Annotated in this window: 19 protein-coding genes; 6 read left to right on the top strand and 13 right to left on the bottom strand. The window is 69.8% G+C overall.

Annotated features, from left to right (window positions below):
• Window positions 1-47: 47 nt before the first annotated feature.
• Both ACWCPN_RS00545 and ACWCPN_RS00540 read right to left on the bottom strand, forming a co-directional pair.
• Window positions 48-524, bottom strand: a complete 477-nt coding sequence (locus ACWCPN_RS00545; RefSeq protein ID WP_451201466.1) for an SMI1/KNR4 family protein — start codon at window positions 522-524, stop codon at window positions 48-50.
• Window positions 521-4,978 (bottom strand): ricin-type beta-trefoil lectin domain protein, encoded by a 4,458-nt coding sequence (locus ACWCPN_RS00540; RefSeq protein WP_451201465.1) that lies wholly within the window; start codon window positions 4,976-4,978, stop codon window positions 521-523. The genes ACWCPN_RS00545 and ACWCPN_RS00540 overlap by 4 nt, the downstream gene beginning before the upstream one ends.
• Window positions 4,979-5,671: 693 nt before the next feature.
• Between ACWCPN_RS00540 and ACWCPN_RS00535 the strand changes: the two genes are divergently transcribed.
• Window positions 5,672-6,220 carry a DUF1062 domain-containing protein gene (locus ACWCPN_RS00535; protein ID WP_451201463.1) on the top strand — a complete coding sequence of 183 codons (549 nt, stop codon included), beginning with the start codon at window positions 5,672-5,674 and terminating at the stop codon, window positions 6,218-6,220.
• A 142-nt stretch (window positions 6,221-6,362) separates the two neighbouring features.
• On the opposite strand, the gene ACWCPN_RS00530 is transcribed toward ACWCPN_RS00535, so the two are convergent.
• The 4 genes from ACWCPN_RS00530 to ACWCPN_RS00515 form a co-directional block, all read right to left on the bottom strand.
• Window positions 6,363-7,496: a DUF6215 domain-containing protein gene (locus tag ACWCPN_RS00530; protein WP_451201461.1), complete on the bottom strand. Its 1,134-nt coding sequence runs from the start codon at window positions 7,494-7,496 to the stop codon at window positions 6,363-6,365.
• Window positions 7,497-7,567: 71 nt separating this feature from the next.
• Complete coding sequence (locus tag ACWCPN_RS00525) at window positions 7,568-8,332, bottom strand: aminoglycoside adenylyltransferase domain-containing protein (protein WP_451201459.1); 765 nt, start codon at window positions 8,330-8,332, stop codon at window positions 7,568-7,570.
• Window positions 8,329-8,754, bottom strand: coding sequence for an ATP-binding protein (locus ACWCPN_RS00520; protein WP_451201457.1), 426 nt, complete (start codon window positions 8,752-8,754; stop codon window positions 8,329-8,331). Before ACWCPN_RS00520 ends, ACWCPN_RS00525 begins: the two co-directional genes overlap by 4 nt.
• Window positions 8,751-8,975, bottom strand: a complete 225-nt coding sequence (locus ACWCPN_RS00515; protein WP_451201456.1) for a hypothetical protein — start codon at window positions 8,973-8,975, stop codon at window positions 8,751-8,753. Before ACWCPN_RS00515 ends, ACWCPN_RS00520 begins: the two co-directional genes overlap by 4 nt.
• 133 nt (window positions 8,976-9,108) lie before the next feature.
• On the opposite strand from ACWCPN_RS00515, the gene ACWCPN_RS00510 reads away from it, so the two are divergent.
• A complete protein-coding gene (locus ACWCPN_RS00510; RefSeq protein ID WP_199210308.1) occupies window positions 9,109-9,972 on the top strand; it encodes a helix-turn-helix domain-containing protein in 864 nt (287 codons plus the stop codon).
• Window positions 9,944-10,144, top strand: coding sequence for a DUF397 domain-containing protein (locus ACWCPN_RS00505; RefSeq protein WP_199210307.1), 201 nt, complete (start codon window positions 9,944-9,946; stop codon window positions 10,142-10,144). Before ACWCPN_RS00510 ends, ACWCPN_RS00505 begins: the two co-directional genes overlap by 29 nt.
• On the opposite strand, the gene ACWCPN_RS00500 is transcribed toward ACWCPN_RS00505, so the two are convergent.
• The 4 genes from ACWCPN_RS00500 to ACWCPN_RS00485 all read right to left on the bottom strand — a co-directional run bounded on the left by ACWCPN_RS00500 (window position 10,134) and on the right by ACWCPN_RS00485 (window position 15,769).
• Window positions 10,134-12,182 (bottom strand): NAD(+) synthase, encoded by a 2,049-nt coding sequence (locus ACWCPN_RS00500; RefSeq protein ID WP_451201454.1) that lies wholly within the window; start codon window positions 12,180-12,182, stop codon window positions 10,134-10,136. The two genes, ACWCPN_RS00505 and ACWCPN_RS00500, sit on opposite strands and share 11 nt — an antisense overlap.
• A gap of 119 nt (window positions 12,183-12,301) precedes the next feature.
• Window positions 12,302-14,245, bottom strand: a complete 1,944-nt coding sequence (locus tag ACWCPN_RS00495) for a S53 family peptidase (RefSeq protein WP_451201451.1) — start codon at window positions 14,243-14,245, stop codon at window positions 12,302-12,304.
• 220 nt (window positions 14,246-14,465) lie between these two features.
• The gene (locus ACWCPN_RS00490; protein ID WP_451201449.1) at window positions 14,466-15,098 is read right to left on the bottom strand and encodes a DUF305 domain-containing protein; all 633 of its coding nucleotides are present in this window, start codon (window positions 15,096-15,098) and stop codon (window positions 14,466-14,468) included.
• Window positions 15,095-15,769, bottom strand: coding sequence for a DUF3105 domain-containing protein (locus ACWCPN_RS00485; protein ID WP_199210304.1), 675 nt, complete (start codon window positions 15,767-15,769; stop codon window positions 15,095-15,097). The genes ACWCPN_RS00490 and ACWCPN_RS00485 overlap by 4 nt, the downstream gene beginning before the upstream one ends.
• A gap of 136 nt (window positions 15,770-15,905) precedes the next feature.
• Here ACWCPN_RS00485 and ACWCPN_RS00480 point away from each other — a divergent pair, with 136 nt between their 5' ends.
• Complete coding sequence (locus ACWCPN_RS00480) at window positions 15,906-16,361, top strand: RrF2 family transcriptional regulator (RefSeq protein ID WP_392291392.1); 456 nt, start codon at window positions 15,906-15,908, stop codon at window positions 16,359-16,361.
• 105 nt (window positions 16,362-16,466) lie between these two features.
• Here the strand turns inward: ACWCPN_RS00480 and ACWCPN_RS00475 are convergent, their stop codons facing one another.
• A complete protein-coding gene (locus tag ACWCPN_RS00475) occupies window positions 16,467-17,663 on the bottom strand; it encodes a globin domain-containing protein (RefSeq protein WP_451201446.1) in 1,197 nt (398 codons plus the stop codon).
• A gap of 354 nt (window positions 17,664-18,017) precedes the next feature.
• Between ACWCPN_RS00475 and glnA the strand changes: the two genes are divergently transcribed.
• Window positions 18,018-19,379, top strand: coding sequence for a type I glutamate--ammonia ligase (gene glnA / locus ACWCPN_RS00470; RefSeq protein WP_199210301.1), 1,362 nt, complete (start codon window positions 18,018-18,020; stop codon window positions 19,377-19,379).
• A gap of 74 nt (window positions 19,380-19,453) precedes the next feature.
• On the opposite strand, the gene ACWCPN_RS00465 is transcribed toward glnA, so the two are convergent.
• On the bottom strand, window positions 19,454-20,068 hold the full coding sequence (locus ACWCPN_RS00465; RefSeq protein WP_451201445.1) for a hypothetical protein: 615 nt from the start codon (window positions 20,066-20,068) through the stop codon (window positions 19,454-19,456).
• Window positions 20,069-20,123: 55 nt separating this feature from the next.
• Complete coding sequence (locus ACWCPN_RS00460; protein WP_451201443.1) at window positions 20,124-20,732, bottom strand: hypothetical protein; 609 nt, start codon at window positions 20,730-20,732, stop codon at window positions 20,124-20,126.
• Between the two features lie 122 nt (window positions 20,733-20,854).
• On the opposite strand from ACWCPN_RS00460, the gene ACWCPN_RS00455 reads away from it, so the two are divergent.
• Window positions 20,855-21,658: a maleylpyruvate isomerase family mycothiol-dependent enzyme gene (locus ACWCPN_RS00455; protein ID WP_451201440.1), complete on the top strand. Its 804-nt coding sequence runs from the start codon at window positions 20,855-20,857 to the stop codon at window positions 21,656-21,658.
• Window positions 21,659-21,662: the final 4 nt, after the last annotated feature.

The following is a 21,662-nucleotide window of genomic DNA, read 5'->3' as shown; positions in this document are numbered from 1 at the left end:
CCGTACGCACGGCGTACGGACCCTTGCCTGTACCGACCTGCCGGAACTCAGCTCAGGTTCCGACGGCACTCATCGAGTGCGAACGCCCCGAAATTGTCCGCGATCTTCTCAATCCCCCCGCCCTCCGGAACGCCCGGGTTCCACGCGAACACCGGATACTCACCGTCCTGGTCCGGCCGAGAGGTGTCGAGCACGACGACCCCGAGGACGTCGTCGTGCATGACGACCAGGAAGTGGTGCGGTAGGCCGAGCTGAGCCCGGTCCTCAATCGTGTACGCGGACGAACCCAGGAGCTCTTCCCCTCTGGCGGGCGTTTGGAACACACCAGGGAACTCGACGGGCGGCACCTCCCACGTGCCGAACTCCTCGATCAGGCGCCGATACGAGGGAGGGAAGGCGAGCCCCATCTCGGCCTCCGCGCGTGCGATCACCTCGGGGGTGCAGCCGTCACCATGATGAGCCAGGTCCTCGCTCGCACGCACGAGGCCGATCACCTGCTCGGCTGCCTGCAGGCCGTTCGTCATTCGAAATCCTTCGCTCTGCTCTTCCAATATTCCTTCTTCCATCTTTCGAACTCGGGTCGATCGATCCCGCTGGGAATCTTTGTGCCCGACTTCCAGTGCAGTTTGCCGTAGTTGTCGAAGTGCATGGCATCTGTCACCTCGGCAATGGGCCCGTCCTGTGTCTGAAGCATGTGATGGAGATTCAGAGGCTTGTCCTTCCCGCCGCTTGCAGTCCTGCCCGTGCCCATTGGAGCAAACCCCTGCTGCATCCGCTTCAGGTTGGTCCGACCGTAAGGATCGTCGGGTGAAACGTAGTCCGGCTTGATCAGGTCGTCCCGTTGGTATACGCGCTGACCTTGGAAGTCGGTCAACTTCCAGAATCTACACGGGGGTCCTGAGGCTGCCGCAACCCATGAGCGCGTTGCAGCGCCAGATGCAACCCGCGGCATGGTGGCTGCCTCGCAGGCGACCTGGATGTCCTGCTGGTACGCCTCAACTGTGCGAGAGATATTGGCGAGCGTGGCGGGATTTACCTTGTCCAGGGTTCTGAGTGCCCGAAAGGCATCTTCGATCCCGATTCCCGTGCGCAATGCGGCGTCAACGGCTTTAATGGCGTCGGCGACAGCCTTGATGGCCTTACCCGCAAAGAGGGAGGCTATGTCGAATGTCGCCCAGGCGCAGTCGCCCCAACTGCCGCCATTGCCCGTCAACTTCTCGCCGCACCCGATGAAATCGTGCAGGACGATTTCCACGGGGTCGATGCTCTCGTTGAACTCGACCATCGAAATGGTGCGCTCGACGGTGTTGTACTGATCCGGGATGATCTGCGTGTTCAGAAAGAGCGTTTCCCATGCCGGGCAACCGGTCATCGGAAGTTCTTCCAACGTGCACAGATAGATATCCAGCTTCACATTGAAGTGGATCTTCGCGGTAATGATGCAGTTTCCGACGTGAAACGGCTCGCAGTTTTTCTTGTCGAGGACCTCCGGCTTCCCGATCGGTTCGATCTTCTCGTCCCAGAACACGCTGCCGATTCCGGAGATCCCGCCGTCGGAAATCCGCTTGCTGTTCCTTGCCCGTTCGGTGCGGTCGGCCGCGTTTTGAGCTTCCGTCGCGTACTTGGCGGCGTCCTTCGCCGCCTCTTCGGCCTCGGTCGCCGCCGCGTCGGCGCGGTCGGCCGCTGTCCGGGCGTCCTTCGCGGCCTGTTCGGCCTGGGCGGCAGCGGAGCGGGCCGCCGCGGCGTCGAGTTCGGCGGCGTCGGCGGAGTCGCGGGCGTCCTTGGCGTAGCCCTCGGCCTTTCCTGCCGCCTTGTCGGCTGCCGCGGCGTCCTCCGCCGCCTGCTTGTCGTACGCGACGGTGCGGGCCAGGGATGCGGAGGCGGCTGCCGCGGCCTTGGCGGCGCCGGCGGCGTAGCCGAGGGCCTCCTTCGAGTAGGTGCGGGCGTCGGACGCGTACTGGGCCGCGTTCGCCGCGTGCTGGTAGGCCTCCTTGGCGTCGCCCTTGGCCTGGTCGGCGGTGTCCTTGGCGGCGGCGGCCTCCTGCTGCGCGTTCCTGGCGTGCGCGTCGGCGACGGCCTGCTGCTGGTCGGCGATGGTCTTCGACGCCTGCCCGGTCAGGACGACCAGTCCGGCGGCCGAGTCGGAGTCGACGTAGGGGGAGCCGAGCTGGACGGCGTCGTTGGCGGGCCGGGTGACCTGCTGTGCCGCCTTGCCGGCGTCCACGGCGGCCTGCGCGGTGACGTGGGCGAATCCGGCGGCCCTGGCGGACGCGGCGACCGCTTTGCCGGCCTCCTTGTCGGCGCCGTCGGCCTGGGTCTTGGCGTCCTTGGCGTGCTGTTCGGCCTCGTCGGCGAGCTTGACCGCGGTCTTCGCCTCGGTGGCGGCGTCCTGGGAGGCCTTGATGGCGTCGGCCACCGCGCTGGTCGCGGTCCTGACGGCCGCGTCCGCCTTCAGCTTGTCCGCCTGGGCGGCGTCGGCGTCGGAACGGGCCCGCTTGGCGGCCGCTTCGGCGCGGGTGGCCGCGGCGTCGGCGTCGGCTGCCGCCTTGGTGGCGGCGTCGGCCTCGGAGCGTGCCTTCGTCGCGGCGGCCTCGGCGTCGTCGGCGGCCTTGTCGGCGTCGTCGGCCGCTGCGCGGGCCGCGTCCGCGGCGTCCCCGGAGTCCAGGGAGTCGGCGTAGGCGTCCTTGGCGTCGGCCTTCGCGCGGGCGGCGTCGGCCTTCTGCTCGGCGTCCCAGGCGTCGTCGCGCAGGTCCTTGGCGTGGCCGCTCGCCTCGACCGCGTCGTCGCGCTTGCCTTCGGCGCTCTTCTCGGCGGTCTCGGCCCTGTCCTTGGCGTCCTTCGCCTTCGTCGCCTGCGTCTCGGCGTTCTTGCGGTGGTCAGCGGCCTCGGCGCGCTTGGCGGCGGCGTTCTCCTTCTCCGCCTTGGCGGTCTTCTCCTCGGCCTCGGCGGCGAGCCGCTTGGCGTGGGCGTCGGCGGCGGCCGCCTTGGCGTCGTCCTCCGCCTTCACCGCGACCGCCAGCTTGGCCTCGGCCGTCTCCTTGTCCTTCTTGGCGTTGTCGCGGTGGATCTTCGCCGCGTCGGCGGCGGCCTTCGCCTGCCACTCGGCGGCCTTCGCGGCCTCCTTGCGGAACTCCGCCTTCGACTGAGCGGCCTGAGCCAGCGCGCGCTGCGCGATGGTCCCGCTGTCACCGGCGGAGGCACGAGTGGCGGCCTCGGCGGTCTCACCGGCCTTCACCAGCGCCTGCAGCGCGGCGACCGAACCCTTGGTCACCTGGTCCTTCTGCTGACCGACCAGCAGACCACGGCCCCGCGGCGCGCCGTTGGCGTCCGCGATGCCGTAGGCGGTCTGGATCGCCGTGTCCGACGCGGTCGCGGCCTTCTGCGCGGACGCCAACTGCGCCTTCACGACGGCGAGCTGCTTCTTCGCCTCCGTCTGCGCGCCCGTGACGGCCGCCTTGGCCTTGTCCACGTCGGCCTTCGTCGCGGCGGTGCCGGTGTGGGTCTTGGGGACGATCTTGAACTTCTGCGCGGTGGAGCCGTTGCACGTCGACAGCACGGCGTCCTTGCTGTTGTCGAACGTCGGCAGGTGCAGGCACTTGCCGGTCGCCGCGTTCGTCAGCGGCCCGGCGCTGCGCACGCCGAACTTCCACTGCTGGGCCTTGTTGCTGCCGCAATCCCGGATCTGGATCTTCGTGCCGTCGGCGCTGTTGCCGTTCAGCACCTCGAGGCATTTGAAGGAGTTCGGATTGACCAGGGTGTAGCCGCCGGGATAGGAGCCCATCAGCTGCCACTGCTGGGAGGCTCCGCCGTTGCAGGTGTAGACCTGGACCGGCGTCCCGTTGTCCTTCTTCCCGCCCTGCACGTCCAGGCACTTGCCCGCCGCGCCCGGTACCTGGATCTCCAGCCGGCCGTCACGGATCCAGCTGATGCCGCCCTCGGTGTAGTAGTCCAGCCAGCGGGTGGCGTAGTCGGCGATCCACGACTGACCCAGTATCTTGCCCAGGGCGAAGGCACCCTCCTGCAAGGCCTTCGTGCTGGTGGCGCCGGCGGCGAGGATCTGCTGCCGCTGCGTGGCCTGCGACGCGATCTCCTGCTGCCATTCGGCGGACGCCTGTGCCACCTCCTTGCCGAGGACCCGGTTGGGGTCGATCGGGTCGTGCCACGCGCATGAGGCGAACCTGGCCTTCAGGTCCTCGACCGCGACGCGGAACTCCGGCGTGTCCGGCTCCGGGGCCGTGCGGGCGAAACCGCCCGAGGACAGGAAGATGCGGGCGTCGTCGGCGAACACCCTCGGTACGAAAAGCTGGTTGGGCTCGATCTTGCCGGAGTTCTTCTTCCACAGCGCCCATGCCTGCTGCTCGGCCGGCGTTCCGCCAGTGGTGTACAGCGGGTCGCCTATCGCGAGCGCGGCGGCCTTCGTACGGTCGTCGGTGGTGGGCGACGGCTCGTAGAAGGGGGAGAACAGGTCGATCGACTTGAAGTACGACTGGTACAGCCACGGAAGCAGTCCGACCTGGTCGAAGATCTTGTCCTGTCCCTGCGGTGCGCCGGGGTAGGAGTCCAGACCGCTGACGGGGCCGTACCATGCCTGCTTCTGCGCGTCCACCTTCTTGACCCACTGGTCGCTGCCGGCCTCGTCGGCGTCGTACGCCTGATGCAGCGGGTTGCCGGTGTCGTAGAGGTCCCGGTCGAGCTTCTGGTGGAGCTGGTCGGGCGGCAGCCCCACGGAGTTCTGCGCGAGGGCGAACATGCTGGGTCCGCCCTTGCGCAGGGCGTCGACGGCGACGCACTGGTCTCCGCGCAGCCGTTCGGCCGCTTTGGTGTCGTAGCCGTCGTACGAGTCCCCGACCGGGGCCGAGTCGTCCCGGTCCGTGAGGCCGGCGAGGTCTGGCCGGACGGTGAGGCCGGCGATGACCGCGGCGGCGGTCACCAGGAGGATGATCCGGGCGATCAGCCCCGATCGTCCGGGTCTTGGCATGAGAAACCCGGGTAATTTGGCGCGCAAAGGAGCAGCCCTTTCTTCTTCAGGGGCACGAGACGAGCGGTCGGCCGTGGAGCCGGGCGCCATTGGGCGCACAGGCCCCTGAGGAAGGCTCAGGTATGGCGATACCTGGCTGGGATTTCGCGCATGGACGGCCGTACTGACGGCACGGCGACGCGAACCCTCCCCCGTGAGCGACGACGTTCCCCCGGTCGCTGGTGATGGTGTGCGCGAGCGGGGACTGGTCAGGTCCCGCTGGTGCGCGGCGACACCTTAGGCACATCCGGACAGTCCCGTACAGGTGTTCACTTTCCGGCGGAGAAGAGTCGTGGCGCGAATCTTTCCGCTGGTCAGCCCATCGGAGGGGATGAGCCACCGCCCGCCTGTCGTGAAGTACCTGTGTTCATTGTGTGTCCTGGCTGTGGACACAGTCGACCGGTGAGGTGCGAGGGCTGATCGGAGATGGCCGATGTTCGACCCCGGAAACCGGTGCCGGTGCAGTGCGGCGTTCGAAAACCAGTGGAGCGGTACCCCTGGTCTTCACTAGCGTGCTGCCGGGTCCAGTCGTCTGGGTAAGGACGTGCCGTTGTACACCGTGTGAGACACCCCGAGTGCTGATTGGTCGCGCGTCGCGCCTTTGCGCCGCGCTGCTTTTTGCTGCGGATTTCTCACTGAAGACGGTGTACTTCTGTGCTCAATCGCTGGGTGGTCATGCCCACCTGCCTGCCCCTGGTTCTCCGGCGCTGCCACGGCTGTGCGTCCGAACGCTTCCGGACGAGCGGCAAGTTCCGGGTCAACGCGAACCACAAGCTCATCGACGTCTGGCTCCTCGCGCTCTGCACCGCCTGCGGGGAGACGACGAAGATAACGGTCCTGGAGCGGGCGAACGTGCGCTCCGTACGGTCCGACCTGCTGGACCGGGCGCACGACAACGACCCCGGTCTGGCTGCCGAGTTGCTTCAGGATCCCGTCCTGCGGCGACGCAATCGCATCGCCCTCGACTGGGACGGCGCCTGGCGGCTCGACACCGGCGGTTCGGACCACCTGGACCGCGAGGTGATCGACGTCTCGGTCCGCTTCGCGGCCCGGATCCCGGTCCGGCCGGTGCGGCTGATCGCCGAGGGCTGCGGTCTTTCGCGGGCCGAGGTCGAGAGGCTGGTCGTGGGCGGGAAGCTCGTCTCGGCCGTCCGGCTGAGCGGCAGGCTCTCCGGCGACTTCACCTTCACGCTCAAGCGCTGAGCCCCACCTGGGCGCAGGGGCCTGCCCGACGGGAACCGCCGGGCAGGCCCCTGCGTGGCATCGAGGTGTGGAGTCCGGTTCTGCGCAGCGAGTCCGACCGGGCGGCCGGGACCGTCCGACGCTGCCGAGGCGGCGAACCGGCTCAGTGGGCGCTTCGTTCGGGGATCTTCGGGAGGACCTTCTCGGCGATGTCGAGGAGAGCTTCGTCGTTGGGCAGGGCGCCGGTCTCGCTCCACACGGTGAGGTCGTAGTAGCCGCCCTTGTCCTTGCGGTCGAGGGCCACGGACAGCGTCCTGGCCAGCGGACCCTGCTGGGACGGCACGCCCTTCTGGTCACCGCCGAGGTTGATCTCGAACTTCATGGTGTGCTCCGAGGAGAAGACCGCGGGCCTGCCGAGCACCTGGGCCGTCTTCATGTCGCTCGCGATCCTGTCACCCGCCATGTCGATCAGCCTGACGTACTGGGCGGTCGACATCGTGCCGTAGGTGGCCGAGAGCTTCACGGTGTACGTGTCGAACGTGATCTGGGCGTCCGGCTCGGCGACCTTCCCGTCGCTCAGGAGCGCGGTGCCGCTGCTGCCGGAAGCCGACTCCGCCATCTCCTCGGGGGTTCCCAGGAGGCGGGCCAGGTCAGGACGGTTGAGGGCCTTGCACAGGTCGTCACCGGTCACGGCGCGGGGCGTGTTCGCGTACGCCTTCGGCAGTTTCTCGTGTTCCGTGTCCGAACAGGATGCGGGCTGCGCCGTGTCGGCGTCGGCCGGCAGCAGGCGGTCACCCCACCACACCGCGGCCGCGAGCGCCCCGAACACGGCGAGGGCCGCGACGGCCTGGCCCCACGCGTTGTGGTCCTTCTCCGGCTTGCCCGGGCCGGGACGCGGTCCGGCCCCGTCACCGGCTTCGGGACGGCCTCCGGCCGGGGCCGGGAGCGGAGTTGGGGTCGGCACCGGGGCCGGGGTCTGGACGGGAGTCGGAGCCGGGGTCGTGGTCGAGGCCCCGGCCGGCACCGGGACCGGGACCGGGGCGGCGGTACCGGTGACCACACCGCCGGCGGCGGACACCGAACGCTGACCCCGGTTCCGGCGCGCGCGAAGTGCCCGGGCCACCGTGTGGACGCGTATCGCCGTGAACACGAGGAACACCGCTCCGATGGCGGCCGCGACCCGGTCGGTGTCGCGGACGGCGAGGTACATGATGCGCAGGCCGAAGACGGATCCGACCACGATGAGCAGGGGTTCGCGGACCCAGAAGGGCAGCACGCGCAGGAGTAGACCGAGCATCCGGTGATCTCACCAGGTACATGACCATATTCGCCGTGGTGGAGGCCACAGTTCCGGGAACGATGCGGTTCTCACGGGGTACGGGTGCGCAGCCGGTCGATCTCGGCGAGCACGAGGTCCGCATGCGCACGGACCTGTGCCCGCAACTCCTCGCTCCACCTCTCCTCGGAATACCGGCAGTCGAGGTACAGGTGCCTGGCGTGCGCGAGGACGGGGCGGTGCTCGGGCGGGAGACGGGCCAGAGCCCAGTCGGCGGCCTCGTCCTTCGACGCGATCCTTCCCGTGGCCATCGTGGTCCAGATGCGGGCGAAGGTCAGCAGGACGTTGCGGGTGTCACCCGCCATGTTGTCGATCAGGCCGGGGATGCCCGCCAGACTCGCCCGGACCAGGTCTGCGTGCGGGACGGGGGCCAGAACCCGTGCCGGACGGGGCCCTGTGAGCGGGTGGTCGCCGGCCAGCGTCATGCTGATCGACAGGGCCAGGTCCGGCATCGGCTCCGGCTGGGGGACCTGCCCGGCGTCGTACTCGGCGCGCAGCCACTCGCCGTACAGGAAATCGCAGGTCGGTGCGTACCGCCACGGCCGGACCTCGGACTGGACGACCACGGTCAGCTCGACCGGACGAGCCTTGTTCCGGGACCCGGAGAGCCGGAGCAGCCCACCGAGGAGTTCGAGCCGCTCCCGCTCGCCCAGCGACCGCCGTGACACGGCCAGTACGTCCACGTCGCTGGCCGGCCTGAGGCCGCCGAGCACCGCGGAACCGTGGAGGTAGGTGCCGACGGCATCTCGGCCCAGCACGCCGTCGAGCAGCTTCGCGATCTCGTGCACCTGATTCACCGCGCAAGTGTCCTCGCTCGCCCGTCCGGCCGCACGGCGTTTTCCGCGACCGGCGCTCCGAGCCGGTGCCCTCCCGCGGGCAGCTCGCACCAGACCGTCTTGTGCTCCGGGCCCTGGTCGACGCCCCAGCGCTCGGCGAGGGCGTCGATCAGGGTCAGGCCGCGGCCGGACTCGGCGGTGTCGGTGGCCGACAGGAGGACGGGGAGGGCGCGCGCGTCGGGGTCGGTGACCTCGACGCGGGTGTGGCCGTGGGGGGTGCCGGTCACCCGGACCGTGACCGGGGTGCCGTCGCCGAGGTGGTCGATGACGTTGGTCAGTAACTCCGTCGCGCACAGGCGCACTTCGTAGTCGAGGGCGCTCAGGCGGTGGCGCAGCTCCGGTACGGCCTTGGGGGTGGCGAGCAGGTCGAGTTCGAAGGTCATCCCTCCGCCGCCGTCCTGCGCAGGGCGGCGGCGAGCGCCTGGGCCGTGGCCGTGTTGCAGTTCCCGAGCGCGACGAGCCCGGCGGGCGGCGTGTACGTACCGGCGAGGCTCGGCAGGTCCGCCCGGAGCGAGGGCAGCGTGATGTCGTGCAGGGCGAGGGCGGTGCGCAGGTTCTCCACGCAGAGCGTGACGTCGTAGGCGGTGGGGGAGTGGTCGGGCATGGGGGGCTTCGGCCTTCTGTGCGGTGAGTTACGAACACCTCACAGAGTGTCGCCCGCCTCGCTACCGTGGAAGAGAGTTCGCGTCCGCGACGCGAGCGGCGGAAACGGCGAAGTGAGTTACGGCGGTGAGCACGTGGTCCGACGCAAGGACATCGACGGTTCGGTCAGCGTCCCCGACTTCTACGGCAAGGAGCTGAGGTGGCAGCGGGAGGCCGCAGGACTCTCGCTGGAGCGGTTGGTCGAGGGCAGCTTCTACGGCAAGTCGCACCTCAGCGACATCGAACACGGCAAGCGGCGCATGCCGATGGATCTGGCCCGGCACGTGGACCGAGTGCTGGGCACCGACGGCTACTTCGAGCGGCACTGTGAGGATGTGCGGAGGGCGCGGCGGGGGCCGCACGCCGCCTACTTCGAGCGAGTTCTGGAGGCGGAGAAGCACGCGGAGTCCATCGAGGAATGGTCTCCCAGTACCTTGCCCGGGCTGCTTCAGACTGCTCCGTACGCGCGGGCCCTGGTCAGGTCCGCCCATCCGGCCGCTTCCGATGAATGGGTCGAGGAGAAGGTGCAAGCACGGCTCGACCGCGCGCGCCTCTTCGAGGACGACCATTCCGTCCCGGAGTACTGGGCGATCCTGCATGAGTCGCTGCTGACCGACGCCATCGTGTCGCCGGAAGGGATGGGTGCACAGTTGGAGCGAGTGGTGGAGCTGGCCAAGCGGCGTCGGATCACTCCGCAGATTGTTCCGCGGAAGTGCGGCCCGCATCCCCTCATGGCGGCATCCATCAAGGTCATGACGTTTTCCGATGCCCCACCGTTGATCTACACGGAGGCGTCTTACAGCGGTGACACCATCGATGATCCGGCTCTCGTGAAGCAGTACCGCAAGGCATACGATCGGCTCAGGGCCGTCGCGTTGTCACCAGACACGTCCCTGGCCATCATCGAGGCAGCGGCAGAGGATTACCGAAATGGCGAGCAACCGCACCGACTTGAGTGACGCTCTCTGGTGCAAGAGCAGCTACAGCAACGGTGACGGGGGCGACTGCGTCGAAGTCGCCCCCAACATCCCCGGCCTCATCCCCGTCCGAGACTCCAAGCGCCCGGACGGCCCCGCCCTCCTCATCGGCGCGGCCGCCTGGGCTCCCTTCGTCGACGCGCTCAAGTCGTAGGGTCGTCGAAGCGGGCCAGGTCCCGCAGCCAGGCGCGCGCGTTGCCGTCGGACGGGGCGCGCCAGTCGCCGCGCGGGGAGAGGGAGCCGCCGGCCGAGACCTTCGGGCCGTTCGGCATGGCCGAGCGCTTGAACTGCGCGAACCCGAAGAAGCGACGGCAGAAGACCTCCAGCCAGCGGCGGATCTCCGGCAGGTCGTACGCCACCCGCTTGGCCTCGGGAAAGTTCGGCGGCCAGTCGCCGGCGTCCGGGTCGTGCCAGGCGTGCCAGGCCAGGAAGGCGATCTTCGAGGGCCGGAAGCCGTAGCGCAGCACGTGGAAGAGCGTGAAGTCGTGCAGCGCGTACGGGCCGATCTTCGACTCCGTCGACTGCATCTCCTCGCCCGGGACCAGTTCCGGGCTGATCTCGGTGTCGAGGATCGCGGCGAGCGTCCGGCCGGTCTCCTCGCCGAACTGGTCGCTGCTGATGACCCAGCGGATCAGATGCTGGATCAGCGTCTTCGGCACACCGGAGTTGACGTTGTAGTGGCTCATCTGGTCGCCGACGCCGTACGTCGACCAGCCGAGCGCCAGCTCCGAGAGGTCACCGGTGCCGAGCACGATGCCGCCGCGCTGGTTGGCCAGCCGGAACAGGTAGTCCGTGCGCAGACCCGCCTGCACGTTCTCGAAGGTGACGTCGTACACCGGCTCCCCGGAGGCGAACGGGTGGCCCATCTCCTGCAGCATCAGCCGCGCGGTCGGTGTGATGTCCAGCTCGGCGGCGGTGACCCCGAGCGACTCCATCAGCTTGTGCGCGTTGTCCTTGGTGTGGTCGCTGGTGGCGAAGCCGGGCAGGGTCCAGGCCAGGATGTCGCTGCGCGGGCGGCCCGCGCGGTCCATCGCGCGGGCGGCGACGATCAGGGCGTGCGTGGAGTCCAGGCCGCCGGACACCCCGATGACCACCTTGGGGCCGCCGATCGCCCCCAGCCGCTGCTGGAGGCCCTCGACCTGGATGTTGTACGCCTCGTAGCAGTCCTGGGCGAGGCGGTCGGCGTCGGCCGGGACGAACGGGAGACGTTCGAGGCGGCGGCGCAGGCCCAGGTCGGTGAGGGGCGGGTCGAGTTCGAAGGCGACGGTCCGGAAGTCGTCGGTGCGCGCCTTGTGCGTACGGCGGTTGTCGTCGAACGTCCCCATCCGCTGCCGCTCCTGCCGCAGCAGGTCGAGGTCCACGTCGGCCACCGCGTAGCTGTCGCCGAGCGGGAACCGCTCGGTCTCGGCCAGCAGCGCGCCGTTCTCGTAGACCATCGCCTGGCCGTCCCAGGACAGGTCGGTGGTCGACTCGCCGAGACCGGCCGCCGCGTAGACGTACGCGGCCAGGCAGCGGGAGGACGCCGAGCGGCACAGCAGCTTGCGGTCTTCCGCCCGGCCCACCGTGATCGGGCTGCCCGAGAGGTTGACGAGGACGGTCGCGCCGGCGAGGGCGGCCTCCGCGCTGGGCGGCACCGGCACCCACATGTCCTCGCAGATCTCGGCGTGCAGCACCAGACCGGGCACGTCCCCGGCCGCGAACAGCAGGTCCACGCCGAACGGCACGCTCTCGCCGTCGAGCCGGAGCGACCCGCCGCGCTCGTCGGCGCCGTCGCCGATCTGCCGGCGCTCGTAGAACTCCCGGTAGTTCGGCGGGTACGACTTGGGCACGGCACCGAGGATCCGGCCGCGGTGCACGACGACCGCGCAGTTGTAGACGCGGTTGCGGTGGCGCAGCGGGGCGCCGACGACCAGGACCGGCAGCAGGTCCGCCGACCCGGCCACCACCTCCTGGAGCGCCTCCTCGACCTGGTCCAGCAGCACGTCCTGGAGGAGCAGGTCCTCGATGGAATAGCCGCACAGCGCCATCTCCGGGAAGACGGCCACGGCGACGCCCTCCTCGGCGCACCGGCGCGCGTGGCGCAGGACCGCTTCGGCGTTGGCGTGCGGGTCCGCGATGACGGTGTGACCCGTGCACGCGGCAACCCGTGCGAAGCCATGCTGATAGATCGACCAGAAGTTCAACGGAGGCACGCGCCCAGTGTAATCGTCAGAGCGACACGATGGGGGGTGCGGGGGTGCGTGCCGTGCCCGCGGACGACGGAGGGGCGTGGGGTGCACGCACCCCACGCCCCTCCTACCGGGTCAGCGGATCAGTGACGCCGGTACGACTGGACGTAGCCGTTCGCGGGCGAACCCACGCCGGTGACGTCGTCGTAACCCTTCACCGCGGACAGCGAGCTGTCCTTGCCGAGGCTGCGGACCGAGGTCGCGAGGCCGTCGGCGGCGTCGAATCCGTTCACGAAGTCGATCCGGGCGACCGCCAGGCCGGAGCCCGTCGGGTTGTCCGTGACGTCGTGGAAGACACCGTTCTTGCCGTACTTCGCGTAGATCGCCGGGTTGGCGAAGCCGAGCGCCTTGCCGCCGCGCGCCTCCTGGGCCAGGGCCTGGACCGCCGCGATCACCGGAGCGGCCAGCGAGGTGCCGCCGATGCGGTACTGGCTGTACCGCTCGGTGCCGTCGGGGAAGGTCTGGGTCTGGCCGACCAGGAAGCCGGTGTTCGGGTCGGCGATGGCCGCGATGTCCGGGACGACGCGGTTGCCGGCGGCGTTGTTGGCCGTGGCGAGCGTCTTCGGGACGACGTTCTTCTGGTAGTACGGCTGCGGCACGGTCTTGCTGGTGCCGCCGCCCGCGCCCGAGGTGTACGCGCCGGGGAAGTTCGTCCAGCTCTTGCCGTCGGCCGACAGGGTCGCCTTCTCGGTGCCCCAGCCGGTCTCCCACTGGTACTTGTCGCCCTTGCCGACGGCCAGCGAGGTACCGCCGACCGCGGTCACCCAGGAGGAGTTGGCGGGGGTGTCGACCTGCTTCACACCGGTGTTGGCGACCTCGTCGCCGTTGTCACCGGAGGAGAAGTAGAAGCCGATGCCCTGCACCGCGCCGAGCTGGAACACCTGGTCGTAGGCGGCCAGGAGGTCCGGCGTCTGGTTGGCCTCGATGTCGCCCCACGAGTTGGAGACGATGTCGGCCAGGTGACCGTCGACGATCTTGCTGAGCGAGTCCAGCAGGTCGTCGTCGTAGCAGGACGCGGCGCCCACGTACGTGACGTCGGCGGCCGGGGCGACCGCGTGCACGGCCTCGACGTCGAGGGTCTCCTCGCCGTACCAGCCGGCCGCGCCGCACTCCTCGGTCTTGGTGTAGTTCTTCGGCAGCACCTGGTGGAGCTGGCCGGTCTTCCAGGCCGCGTCACCGTTCTTCACCGCGTACTTGCCCGCGTCGAAGGCGATGGTCGGCGAGGCGTACGCGTCGGTGATGGCGATGCGCACGTGCTTGCCGGTGTAGCCGCCGGCGCCGTAGGCGGAGCGCAGCTGCTTGCCGGTGTAGCCCTTGATCGCGTACGGGACCTTCTGGCCGTACGCGTCCGGCAGCGTGCTCGCGATCTTCGAGCCGTAGTACGAGGAGAACGGCCCGGAGTTCTTGAACACGGCGTCCGGCGGCGGAAGCTGGTCCTTGTGGTGCGCCTTGTGCGGGGCGTTGTCGAGACCCGTGACGGTCAGGACGGCACCCTGCAGGCCGGCCGGCGCGGACGCGGTCGTCGCCGGGGCACGGTAGGTCTTCGAGCCCTTGGCGAAGTTGTGGAACTGGGTGCCGAACGCCTTCTCGGCGGCGGCCACGTCACCGGAGACGGCGACGTAGTGCGAGGTGACCTCGGTGACCGTCAGGCCGGCCGACTTCAGCCAGGACTTGACGGCGGCCACCTGGGCCTTGGTGGCCCCGAAGCGGGCCTGCGCCTTCTTGGCGCTCAGGAACTTGCCGTACAGCGGCGAGTTCGGGTCGGACACGGCCTTGGCGTAGGCCGACAGACCGGCCGCGTCCCGTCCCGCCAGATATACCCGGGCCTTGACCTGGGCGTCGTTCGAGGTGGCACCCTTGTCCGCCTTGGCGGTGGCCCAAGCGGGCCTGGTGCCCTTCAGCGCGTCACGGGCCGGGCCGTCCGCGGCGTGCGCCGTGGGTATGCCCAGCGCCAGCGCGCCGGCGATCATGGGCAGCGTCGCTGCCATGCTCACGCCGGCGCGCACCTTGGCGCGGTTGGATCTCATAGAACCCCCTGCGATGCGGTTCGCATGCACGTAGTGGCTGGTACGTCGTGGAGGTGCGCACCAGACCCGCGGCGGTTCGGGCCGGTGAATGGATCACACGACGATGGCCACTCTTGCGATGAACCGTTCATGCCAGGGGAACGCGAAGGTCAAGAGAAGCTCAAAGAACCTTCATTCAGGGCGATTTGAGGTTTTTACGATGAGAATCCTGATGATGACGCTATGAACGCGGCTGTGCGCCACGCTCCTTGAGCATTCCGGCCATCAGCTCGATCTCCGACCGCTGCGCCTCGACCATGCCCTGCGCGAGCCGCTTCTCCACCCCGACCGTGCACTTGGCGGCACAGCCCTGGGCCATGTGCACACCGCCCTTGTGATGGTCCGTCATGAGCTGGAGGTAGAAGACCTCCGCCTGCTTCCCGTCGAGCGTGCCGAGCTTCTTCAGCTCGGAGTTGGTCGCCATCCCCGGCATCAGCGCCCCGTCCTTGCCGGCGGGCATGTCACCCATGCCCATCCAGGTCATCGGCGGGTCGGCGGACACCTTCGGCAGCCCCCACAGGTCCAGCCAGCCCAGCAGCATGCCGCGCTGGTTGGCCTGGGTCTGCGCGATGTCGTAGGCGAGGCGGCGCACCTCCTCGTTCTTCGTGCGGTCCCGCACGATGTACGACATCTCGACGGCCTGCTGGTGGTGGACGGCCATGTCCCGCGCGAACCCGGCGTCGGCGGAGTCGGCCGCCGGCGTCGCCGGGCCGGTCCCGCCGGTGTCCTCGGCCACCGCGTAGGTGATGGCGCCGGCCGCGACGAGCACCGCCGCGGCCGCGCCGGCCGCCCAGCCGACGTGCTGCCGCCTCACTTCATCGCCCCACCGGTGCAGGAGGCGCCCGGCTCGGGCGTCTGCTTGCCCTGCACGTACGTGGCGAAGAACTTGTCCACCTCGGGGTCGCTCGCGCTCTTCACGGTCACCTGGTGGCCCCACGCGGACAGGATGATCGGCGCGGCCTGGTTCTCGTACGGGCTCATCAGCGAGTACGGCGTCTTCTTCACCTTCGCCGCGAGCGCGCCGACGTCCGCCTTGGCGGCCTTGCCGGTGTACGTCACCCAGACCGCGCCGTGCTCCAGCGCGTGCACGGCGTTCTCGTCCTGAACCGGGTCCGTGTAGACGTCGCCGTTGCAGTTGAGCCACATCGGGTTGTGGTTGCCGCCGACCGGCGGGTGCATCGGGTACGACACCTTGCTGGTGACGTGCGTCCGCGACAGCTTCCCGGACCAGGTCCGCACCCCGTCCGGGCCGGTGGTGAAGTGCCCCGAGTCCCCGGCGTTCTTGGCGTCCCCGCTCGCCGCCGAGTCCTTCTTGCCGGACTGCGACTTCACCAGCACCACACCGCCGACGGCGAGGCCGGCGACGACCACCACGCTGGCGGCGACGGTGAGCACCCGGTTGCGGCGCGCGCGGGCCTGCTCGGCGCGCCGCATCTCCTCGATGCGTGCCTTGCGCGCGGCGCTGCTGTTCTTGGCGGAACCCATGAGGCGTGTCCTTCTGGGGAAAGGGGCGTGGACGATGGGGCTCGCCGATCGTAGTGCGCCCGCGGTCCCGTTCCGCAGCGAGGGCACGTGAACCGAATAATTTGAACGCGCGATGCGCATTACCTACCCTCGTGACATGCGGCTGCTGCGCTCCACCGACCTGGCCCTTCGGGTCCTCATGCGACTCACCGTCGCCGACGCGACCAGCCCCACGACACGTCAGGTCGCGGGGGACATGGACGTGCCCTACACCCACGCGGCCAAGGTCGTCGCCGAACTCCAGCACATGGGGCTGGTCGACGCCCGCCGCGGCCGGGGCGGCGGCCTGAGTCTGACCGAAAAGGGTCGCACGGCGTCGGTGGGCGCCGTGGTGCGCGCCTTCGAGGGCGACGGCGACGTCGTCGACTGCGAGGGCGCCGGCCAGGGCGTCGCACCCTGCCCGCTGAACACGGGCTGCCGGCTGCGGGGCGCGCTGCGCCGGGCCCAGGAGGCGTTCTACGCGGCGCTGGACCCGGTGACGGTGCAGGACATCGTCGTCGACCCGACGGCTCCGCTGCTGCTGGAGATCGGCCGGGCGCCGCAGCCCCTGTGACGGAGCCCCCCGTGGCAGGGGGAGCGGGCGCCGTACCCGGTGACACGGAAGGGCGCCCCGCCGGACCGGTGGGGTCCCGCGGGGCGCCCTTCGCGCTCGTCCGGGTCAGGCGGCGGAGGCGAGCCAGAGGTCCGGTCCGAACACCTCGTAGTGGATGTCGGCGGGGGCCACACCCTTCTCGACGAGCTGGGCGCGCACCGCGCGCATGAAGGGCAGCGGACCGCAGAGGTAGGCGTGCGTTCCGGCCGGGACGTCGACGTCCGTCAGGTCGACCAGGCCGGGCCGCCCGGCACCCACCGTGTCCTCGTCGTACCGCTCGTAGAAGAAGACCGGCTCGGCGTCGGGCAGCTTCGCCGTGTACGCCTCGTGGTCGGAGCGCAGGGCGTGCGCGGCGGGGGAGCGGTCGGCGTGCACCACGGTCACCGGGGCCCGGTGCCCGGTGAGGGCGAGCTGCTCCAGCATGGCGATCATCGGGGTGACGCCGATACCGGCGGAGGCGAGCAGCAGCGGCGCCTCGGTGTCCTCCAGGACCAGGTCGCCGTAGGGGGCGGAGAGCTGGAGCACGTCACCCTCGCGCACGTGGGCGTGCAGGTGGTTGGAGACCTCGCCGTCGGGCGCGGTGCCGTCGCCGGTCACCCGCTTGACGGCGAACTGCCGCTCCGGCGAGCCGGGGGCCGCGGTCAGGCTGTACTGGCGGATCTGCCGGGCGCCGTCCGCGAGGGTGACACGGACCGAGACGTACTGGCCGGCGCGGTAGCCGGGCACCGGGCCGTCGTCCGCCGGCCGGAGCCGGAAGCTCGCGACGTCGGCGGTCTCCTCGGTCCGCTCGACGACCTTCCACGCGCGCCAGCCGCGCTGCTCGCTCCGCGCGTAGAGCCGCCTCTCGATGGCGATGAGGGCGTTGGCCATCAGCCAGTAGACGTCGGTCCAGGCGGCGGCGACCTCGGGTGTGACCGCGTCGCCCAGGATCTCGGCGATGGCGGCGAACAGGTGCTCGTGTACGACCGGGTACTGCTCCGGGACGATGCCCAGCGAGGCGTGCTTGTGGGCGATGCGCTCGAGCATCGCGTCGGGCCGCTGCCCGGGGTCGTCCACGAGGTGGGTGGCGAAGGCGGCGATGGAGCCCGCCAGGGCCTGCTTCTGGATGCCGGCGGCCTGGTTGCCGCGGTTGAACAGATCCCGCAGCAGTTCCGGGTGGGCCTCGAACAGCCGGGCGTAGAAGCGCTCGGTGATCTCGCCGATGGCGGCGCCGACGGCGGGCAGGGTGGCGCGGACGGTGGCTGCTGACTGCTCGGACAGCATCAGGACTCCTCGATGGGCTCGATCGCTTCGACTCGCTCGATCGCTCGGCTGATCAGAACGCTAGTTAAACTTGCATCTGAGATGCAAATTAAAGGCCCGTGGTGTCGGTCACGCCCGCGGGGCACCGGTCATGGAAGGGGACCGGCCATTACGGATGCCGCCCCGGGCAGGCAAGATGGGCGGCAGCGCGGTACACCTGCCGTATGTGAGGCGTTCAGGCCGAGGACGCCCGGGCGATCAAGGTCCGCAACGCACGTGAAACGGTGTTGTGGTGTGATGCTCAGGTGCCCGACCGCCTGCCCCCGCGATGCGGGAACCCGGGCGGCCTGACCAGCAAGGATGGGGAAGCGGAAGATGGACAAGCAGCAGGAGTTCGTGCTCCGGACGTTGGAGGAGCGCGACATCCGGTTCGTACGCCTGTGGTTCACGGACGTGCTGGGCTTCCTGAAGTCCGTGGCCGTGGCTCCGGCCGAGCTGGAGCAGGCCTTCGACGAGGGCATCGGCTTCGACGGCTCCGCCATCGAGGGCTTCGCCCGGGTCTACGAGTCCGACATGATCGCCAAGCCGGACCCCTCCACCTTCCAGATCCTGCCCTGGCGCGCCGAGGCCCCCGGCACCGCCCGGATGTTCTGCGACATCCTGATGCCCGACGGCTCCCCGTCCTTCGCCGACCCGCGCTACGTCCTCAAGCGCGCCCTGGCCAAGACCTCCGACCTGGGCTTCACCTTCTACACGCACCCCGAGATCGAGTTCTACCTGCTCAAGGACAAGCCCGTCGACGGCTCCCGGCCGACCCCGGCCGACAACTCGGGCTACTTCGACCACACCCCGCAGAACGTGGGCATGGACTTCCGCCGGCAGGCGATCACCATGCTGGAGTCGATGGGCATCTCGGTGGAGTTCTCCCACCACGAGGGCGCCCCCGGCCAGCAGGAGATCGACCTGCGCTACGCCGACGCCCTGTCCACGGCGGACAACATCATGACGTTCCGCCTGGTCATGAAGCAGGTGGCGCTGGAGCAGGGGGTCCAGGCGACCTTCATGCCGAAGCCGTTCTCGGAGTTCCCCGGCTCCGGCATGCACACCCACCTGTCCCTCTTCGAGGGCGACCGCAACGCGTTCTACGAGTCGGGCGCCGAGTACCAGCTCTCCAAGGTCGGCCGCTCCTTCATCGCGGGCCTGCTGCGGCACGCGGCGGAGATCTCCGCGGTCACCAACCAGTGGGTGAACTCCTACAAGCGCATCTGGGGCGGCTCGGAGCGCACGGCGGGCGCCGGCGGCGAGGCCCCCTCCTACATCTGCTGGGGCCACAACAACCGCTCCGCCCTGGTCCGCGTGCCCATGTACAAGCCCGGCAAGACCGGCTCCGCGCGCGTGGAGGTCCGCTCCCTGGACTCCGGCACCAACCCCTACCTGGCGTACGCCGTGCTCCTGGCGGCGGGTCTGAAGGGCATCGAGGAGGGCTACGAGCTCCCGCCGGGCGCCGAGGACGACGTCTGGGCCCTGTCCAACGCCGAGCGCCGCGCGATGGGCATCGAGCCCCTCCCGCAGAACCTCGGCGAGGCCCTGACCCTCATGGAGAGCAGCGACCTGGTCGCCGAGACCCTCGGCGAGCACGTCTTCGACTTCTTCCTGCGCAACAAGAAGTCGGAGTGGGAGGAGTACCGGTCCGAGGTGACGGCGTTCGAGCTGCGGAAGAACCTGCCGGTGCTGTAAGGGCGGATCATCGCCGATTCGTGGGGCCGACGGTCGCGGACCGTCGGCCCCTTGTTTCTGCGGTCGGACGAGCTCTACCAGTAGGTCAGATCGGCCAGTAGGTCGCAGTGCGGGTCGTCCGGGGCTGGGCGCCGGTACTGCTCCTCCCCGATGAGGGAGGGCAGGGAGGCGAGGAGGGCGGTCGTCGGCGTCCCGGTCAACCGGATGTCGACCCCGATGATGCCCGGCTGGTCGGGGCGCTGCACGTACAGGCGGATCAGGCCGTCGCCGCGCATGAGGAAGCCGATCAGGAAAGGGTTCTCGTCGTCTCCGGGATCGGAGAGGGCGCGTACGGCGGTGAGCGCCTCGCCTTGCTCGGTCTCCGGAGTCGGGGTGATCTCCTGCGGACGAAGGCGGATGAGCGTCATCCCCATGACCTCGTCGACGTCGCTGCTGCTGTAGATCTGGGGCCCGGTCAGGACGGTGCGCAGCAGGCCGGGGATGTAGTACGGCGTCACCGAGTCGTGGGGGATCTCGTACAGGAAGCTCATGGCGTGCTCGTCCTTCCCGGCGCGAACGGCGATCCGTACGGCGCCGGGGGCGGGGAGGACACCGCGCAGATGGCAGTAGTCGGCGATGGGGGCGTTCAGGTAGTACAGCAGCAGGCGGGTGACGTCTGCCTGCTGCTCGCGGTCTTCGGGGTCTGTCACGGATCCATCCATGCGGGGCCGCTCCTCGTCGTGCGCAGGAGTGGGCGGGAAAGGTTCACCATTTCGTCCGGTGGTGGCGGGCCCACGCATTCACCAGGCTCGTCGTCTCGGCCCGGGACAGGCCCATGCGGCGGGCCACCTCCATGCGTTCCTCCCATTTGCGTATCGGGCGCAGGGCCACGTACCGGAATCCCGTGCAGAACCCGGTGAAGGTGATGAGGAGTACGGCGCCCCAGAGGTCCAGCCAGGCGATGTCGCGGGCCGGGTCGCCGGCCTTCCCGGCCGACCAGCCGATGGTGGCGCACAGCAGGACCGACGCGGCGGTGACGATGAACGCCCACAGGACGTAGAGGAAGTTGAGCATCCTGTCGAGGTGGGCGCGGAGCATCCGGTAGATCCGCACCGCACTGCGTACCGCGACCCTTCGCGGTGCCGGGATCTCGGCCCCGGTCCGGTGCGCCACGGCGCTCTCGCGGATCTCGTCCGCGAACATCAGGCGCAGCTTCTGCTTCTCCGCGGCCGCGGTCCGCTGTGTCCTCGCCGCCTCGACCGCGCTCACCAGCAGGATGGCGCCGAGCAGGGAACACAGGATCGCCGCGTAGTCCTGGGACATGCGCAGCTCGTGCGGGTCGCTGGTGATCAGATGAACGATCCGGCTCGACATCGACTCACCCTCCCCTGAGCGCGCCGTGCCGAGCGTATCCTCCCGGCGCGGCAGAGGGCGGTCGCTGCCGGTGGACGGGAAATCACTGTTCCGGCTCCGGGGCCCGGTGATAGACAGCCGCAGTGGAAAACAATCTGGAGTTCTCCGGCCTGCTGCGGCTGATCGACGAACGGTCGGCGGCCTTCCGGGCCGCGGTCGCCGCCGCGCCCGGCCTCGACGCGCGGGTTCCCTCCTGCCCCGAGTGGACGCTGTTCGACCTGGTGCAGCACCTGGGCGGGGGAGACCGCTTCTGGGCAGCCGTCGTCGGCGCGGGTCCGGCCGACGCGCCCCCGGCCGAGGCCGTCGCCGAGCGGGCGGCCGTCGCCTGCGGCGCCGCCGTGGCCGCGCCGCTCGAGCGCGAGGCCCTGCTGGTCTGGCTGGCCGAGTCGACGGAGCTGCTGCTGAGCGCGCTGCGCGAGGCGGGCCCGGACCGCGGCTGCTGGACGTGGTGGGGGACCTCGCAGTCGCCGCGGACCTCCGGCGGCGTCGCCCGGCACCGGGTCCAGGAGTCCGCGGTGCACACCTACGACGTCCAGCTCACCCTGGGCGCCCCGCGGCCGCTGCCGGACGAGGTGGCCCTCGACGGTGCCGAGGAGTTCCTGTCCTCCTGCTGCGCGACGACCAGCGCCTGGCCGCACAAGCCCGCCGTCTTCGACTTCCACGCCACCGAGGGCCGCTCCTGGCGCCTCGCGACCGACGGTGACGGCGCACGGTTCACCCGCCTGCCCGCCACCGGCGCGGACCCGGAGACGGCCGGCGTCTCCGTCCGGGGCACGGCCGGTGAGCTGGTCCTCTACTTCTACGACCGGATCCCGGCCGACTCCCTGCGGATCGACGGGGACGCCGGCCTCCTCGACCTGCTCCGGGCCTGGGAGCCGGAGGACTAGGGAA

Source organism: Streptomyces sp. NPDC002386, assembly GCF_053593175.1.
The sequence above is the reverse complement of the archived record's forward strand: the minus strand, read 5'-3'. Positions and strand labels throughout refer to the sequence as shown.

Excerpts from the sequence above, each read along its gene's own strand:
- ACWCPN_RS00530 (WP_451201461.1), bottom strand. The coding sequence starts at position 7,496 with ATGCTCGGTCTACTCCTGCGCGTGCTGCCCTTCTGGGTCCGCGAACCC.
- glnA (WP_199210301.1), top strand. The coding sequence starts at position 18,018 with ATGGACAAGCAGCAGGAGTTCGTGCTCCGGACGTTGGAGGAGCGCGAC.
- ACWCPN_RS00545 (WP_451201466.1), bottom strand. The coding sequence starts at position 524 with ATGACGAACGGCCTGCAGGCAGCCGAGCAGGTGATCGGCCTCGTGCGT.
- ACWCPN_RS00515 (WP_451201456.1), bottom strand. The coding sequence starts at position 8,975 with ATGCCCGACCACTCCCCCACCGCCTACGACGTCACGCTCTGCGTGGAG.
- ACWCPN_RS00505 (WP_199210307.1), top strand. The coding sequence starts at position 9,944 with ATGGCGAGCAACCGCACCGACTTGAGTGACGCTCTCTGGTGCAAGAGC.
- ACWCPN_RS00475 (WP_451201446.1), bottom strand. The coding sequence starts at position 17,663 with ATGCTGTCCGAGCAGTCAGCAGCCACCGTCCGCGCCACCCTGCCCGCC.
- ACWCPN_RS00495 (WP_451201451.1), bottom strand. The coding sequence starts at position 14,245 with ATGAGATCCAACCGCGCCAAGGTGCGCGCCGGCGTGAGCATGGCAGCG.
- ACWCPN_RS00480 (WP_392291392.1), top strand. The coding sequence starts at position 15,906 with ATGCGGCTGCTGCGCTCCACCGACCTGGCCCTTCGGGTCCTCATGCGA.
- ACWCPN_RS00460 (WP_451201443.1), bottom strand. The coding sequence starts at position 20,732 with ATGTCGAGCCGGATCGTTCATCTGATCACCAGCGACCCGCACGAGCTG.
- ACWCPN_RS00540 (WP_451201465.1), bottom strand. The coding sequence starts at position 4,978 with ATGCCAAGACCCGGACGATCGGGGCTGATCGCCCGGATCATCCTCCTG.
- ACWCPN_RS00485 (WP_199210304.1), bottom strand. The coding sequence starts at position 15,769 with ATGGGTTCCGCCAAGAACAGCAGCGCCGCGCGCAAGGCACGCATCGAG.
- ACWCPN_RS00520 (WP_451201457.1), bottom strand. The coding sequence starts at position 8,754 with ATGACCTTCGAACTCGACCTGCTCGCCACCCCCAAGGCCGTACCGGAG.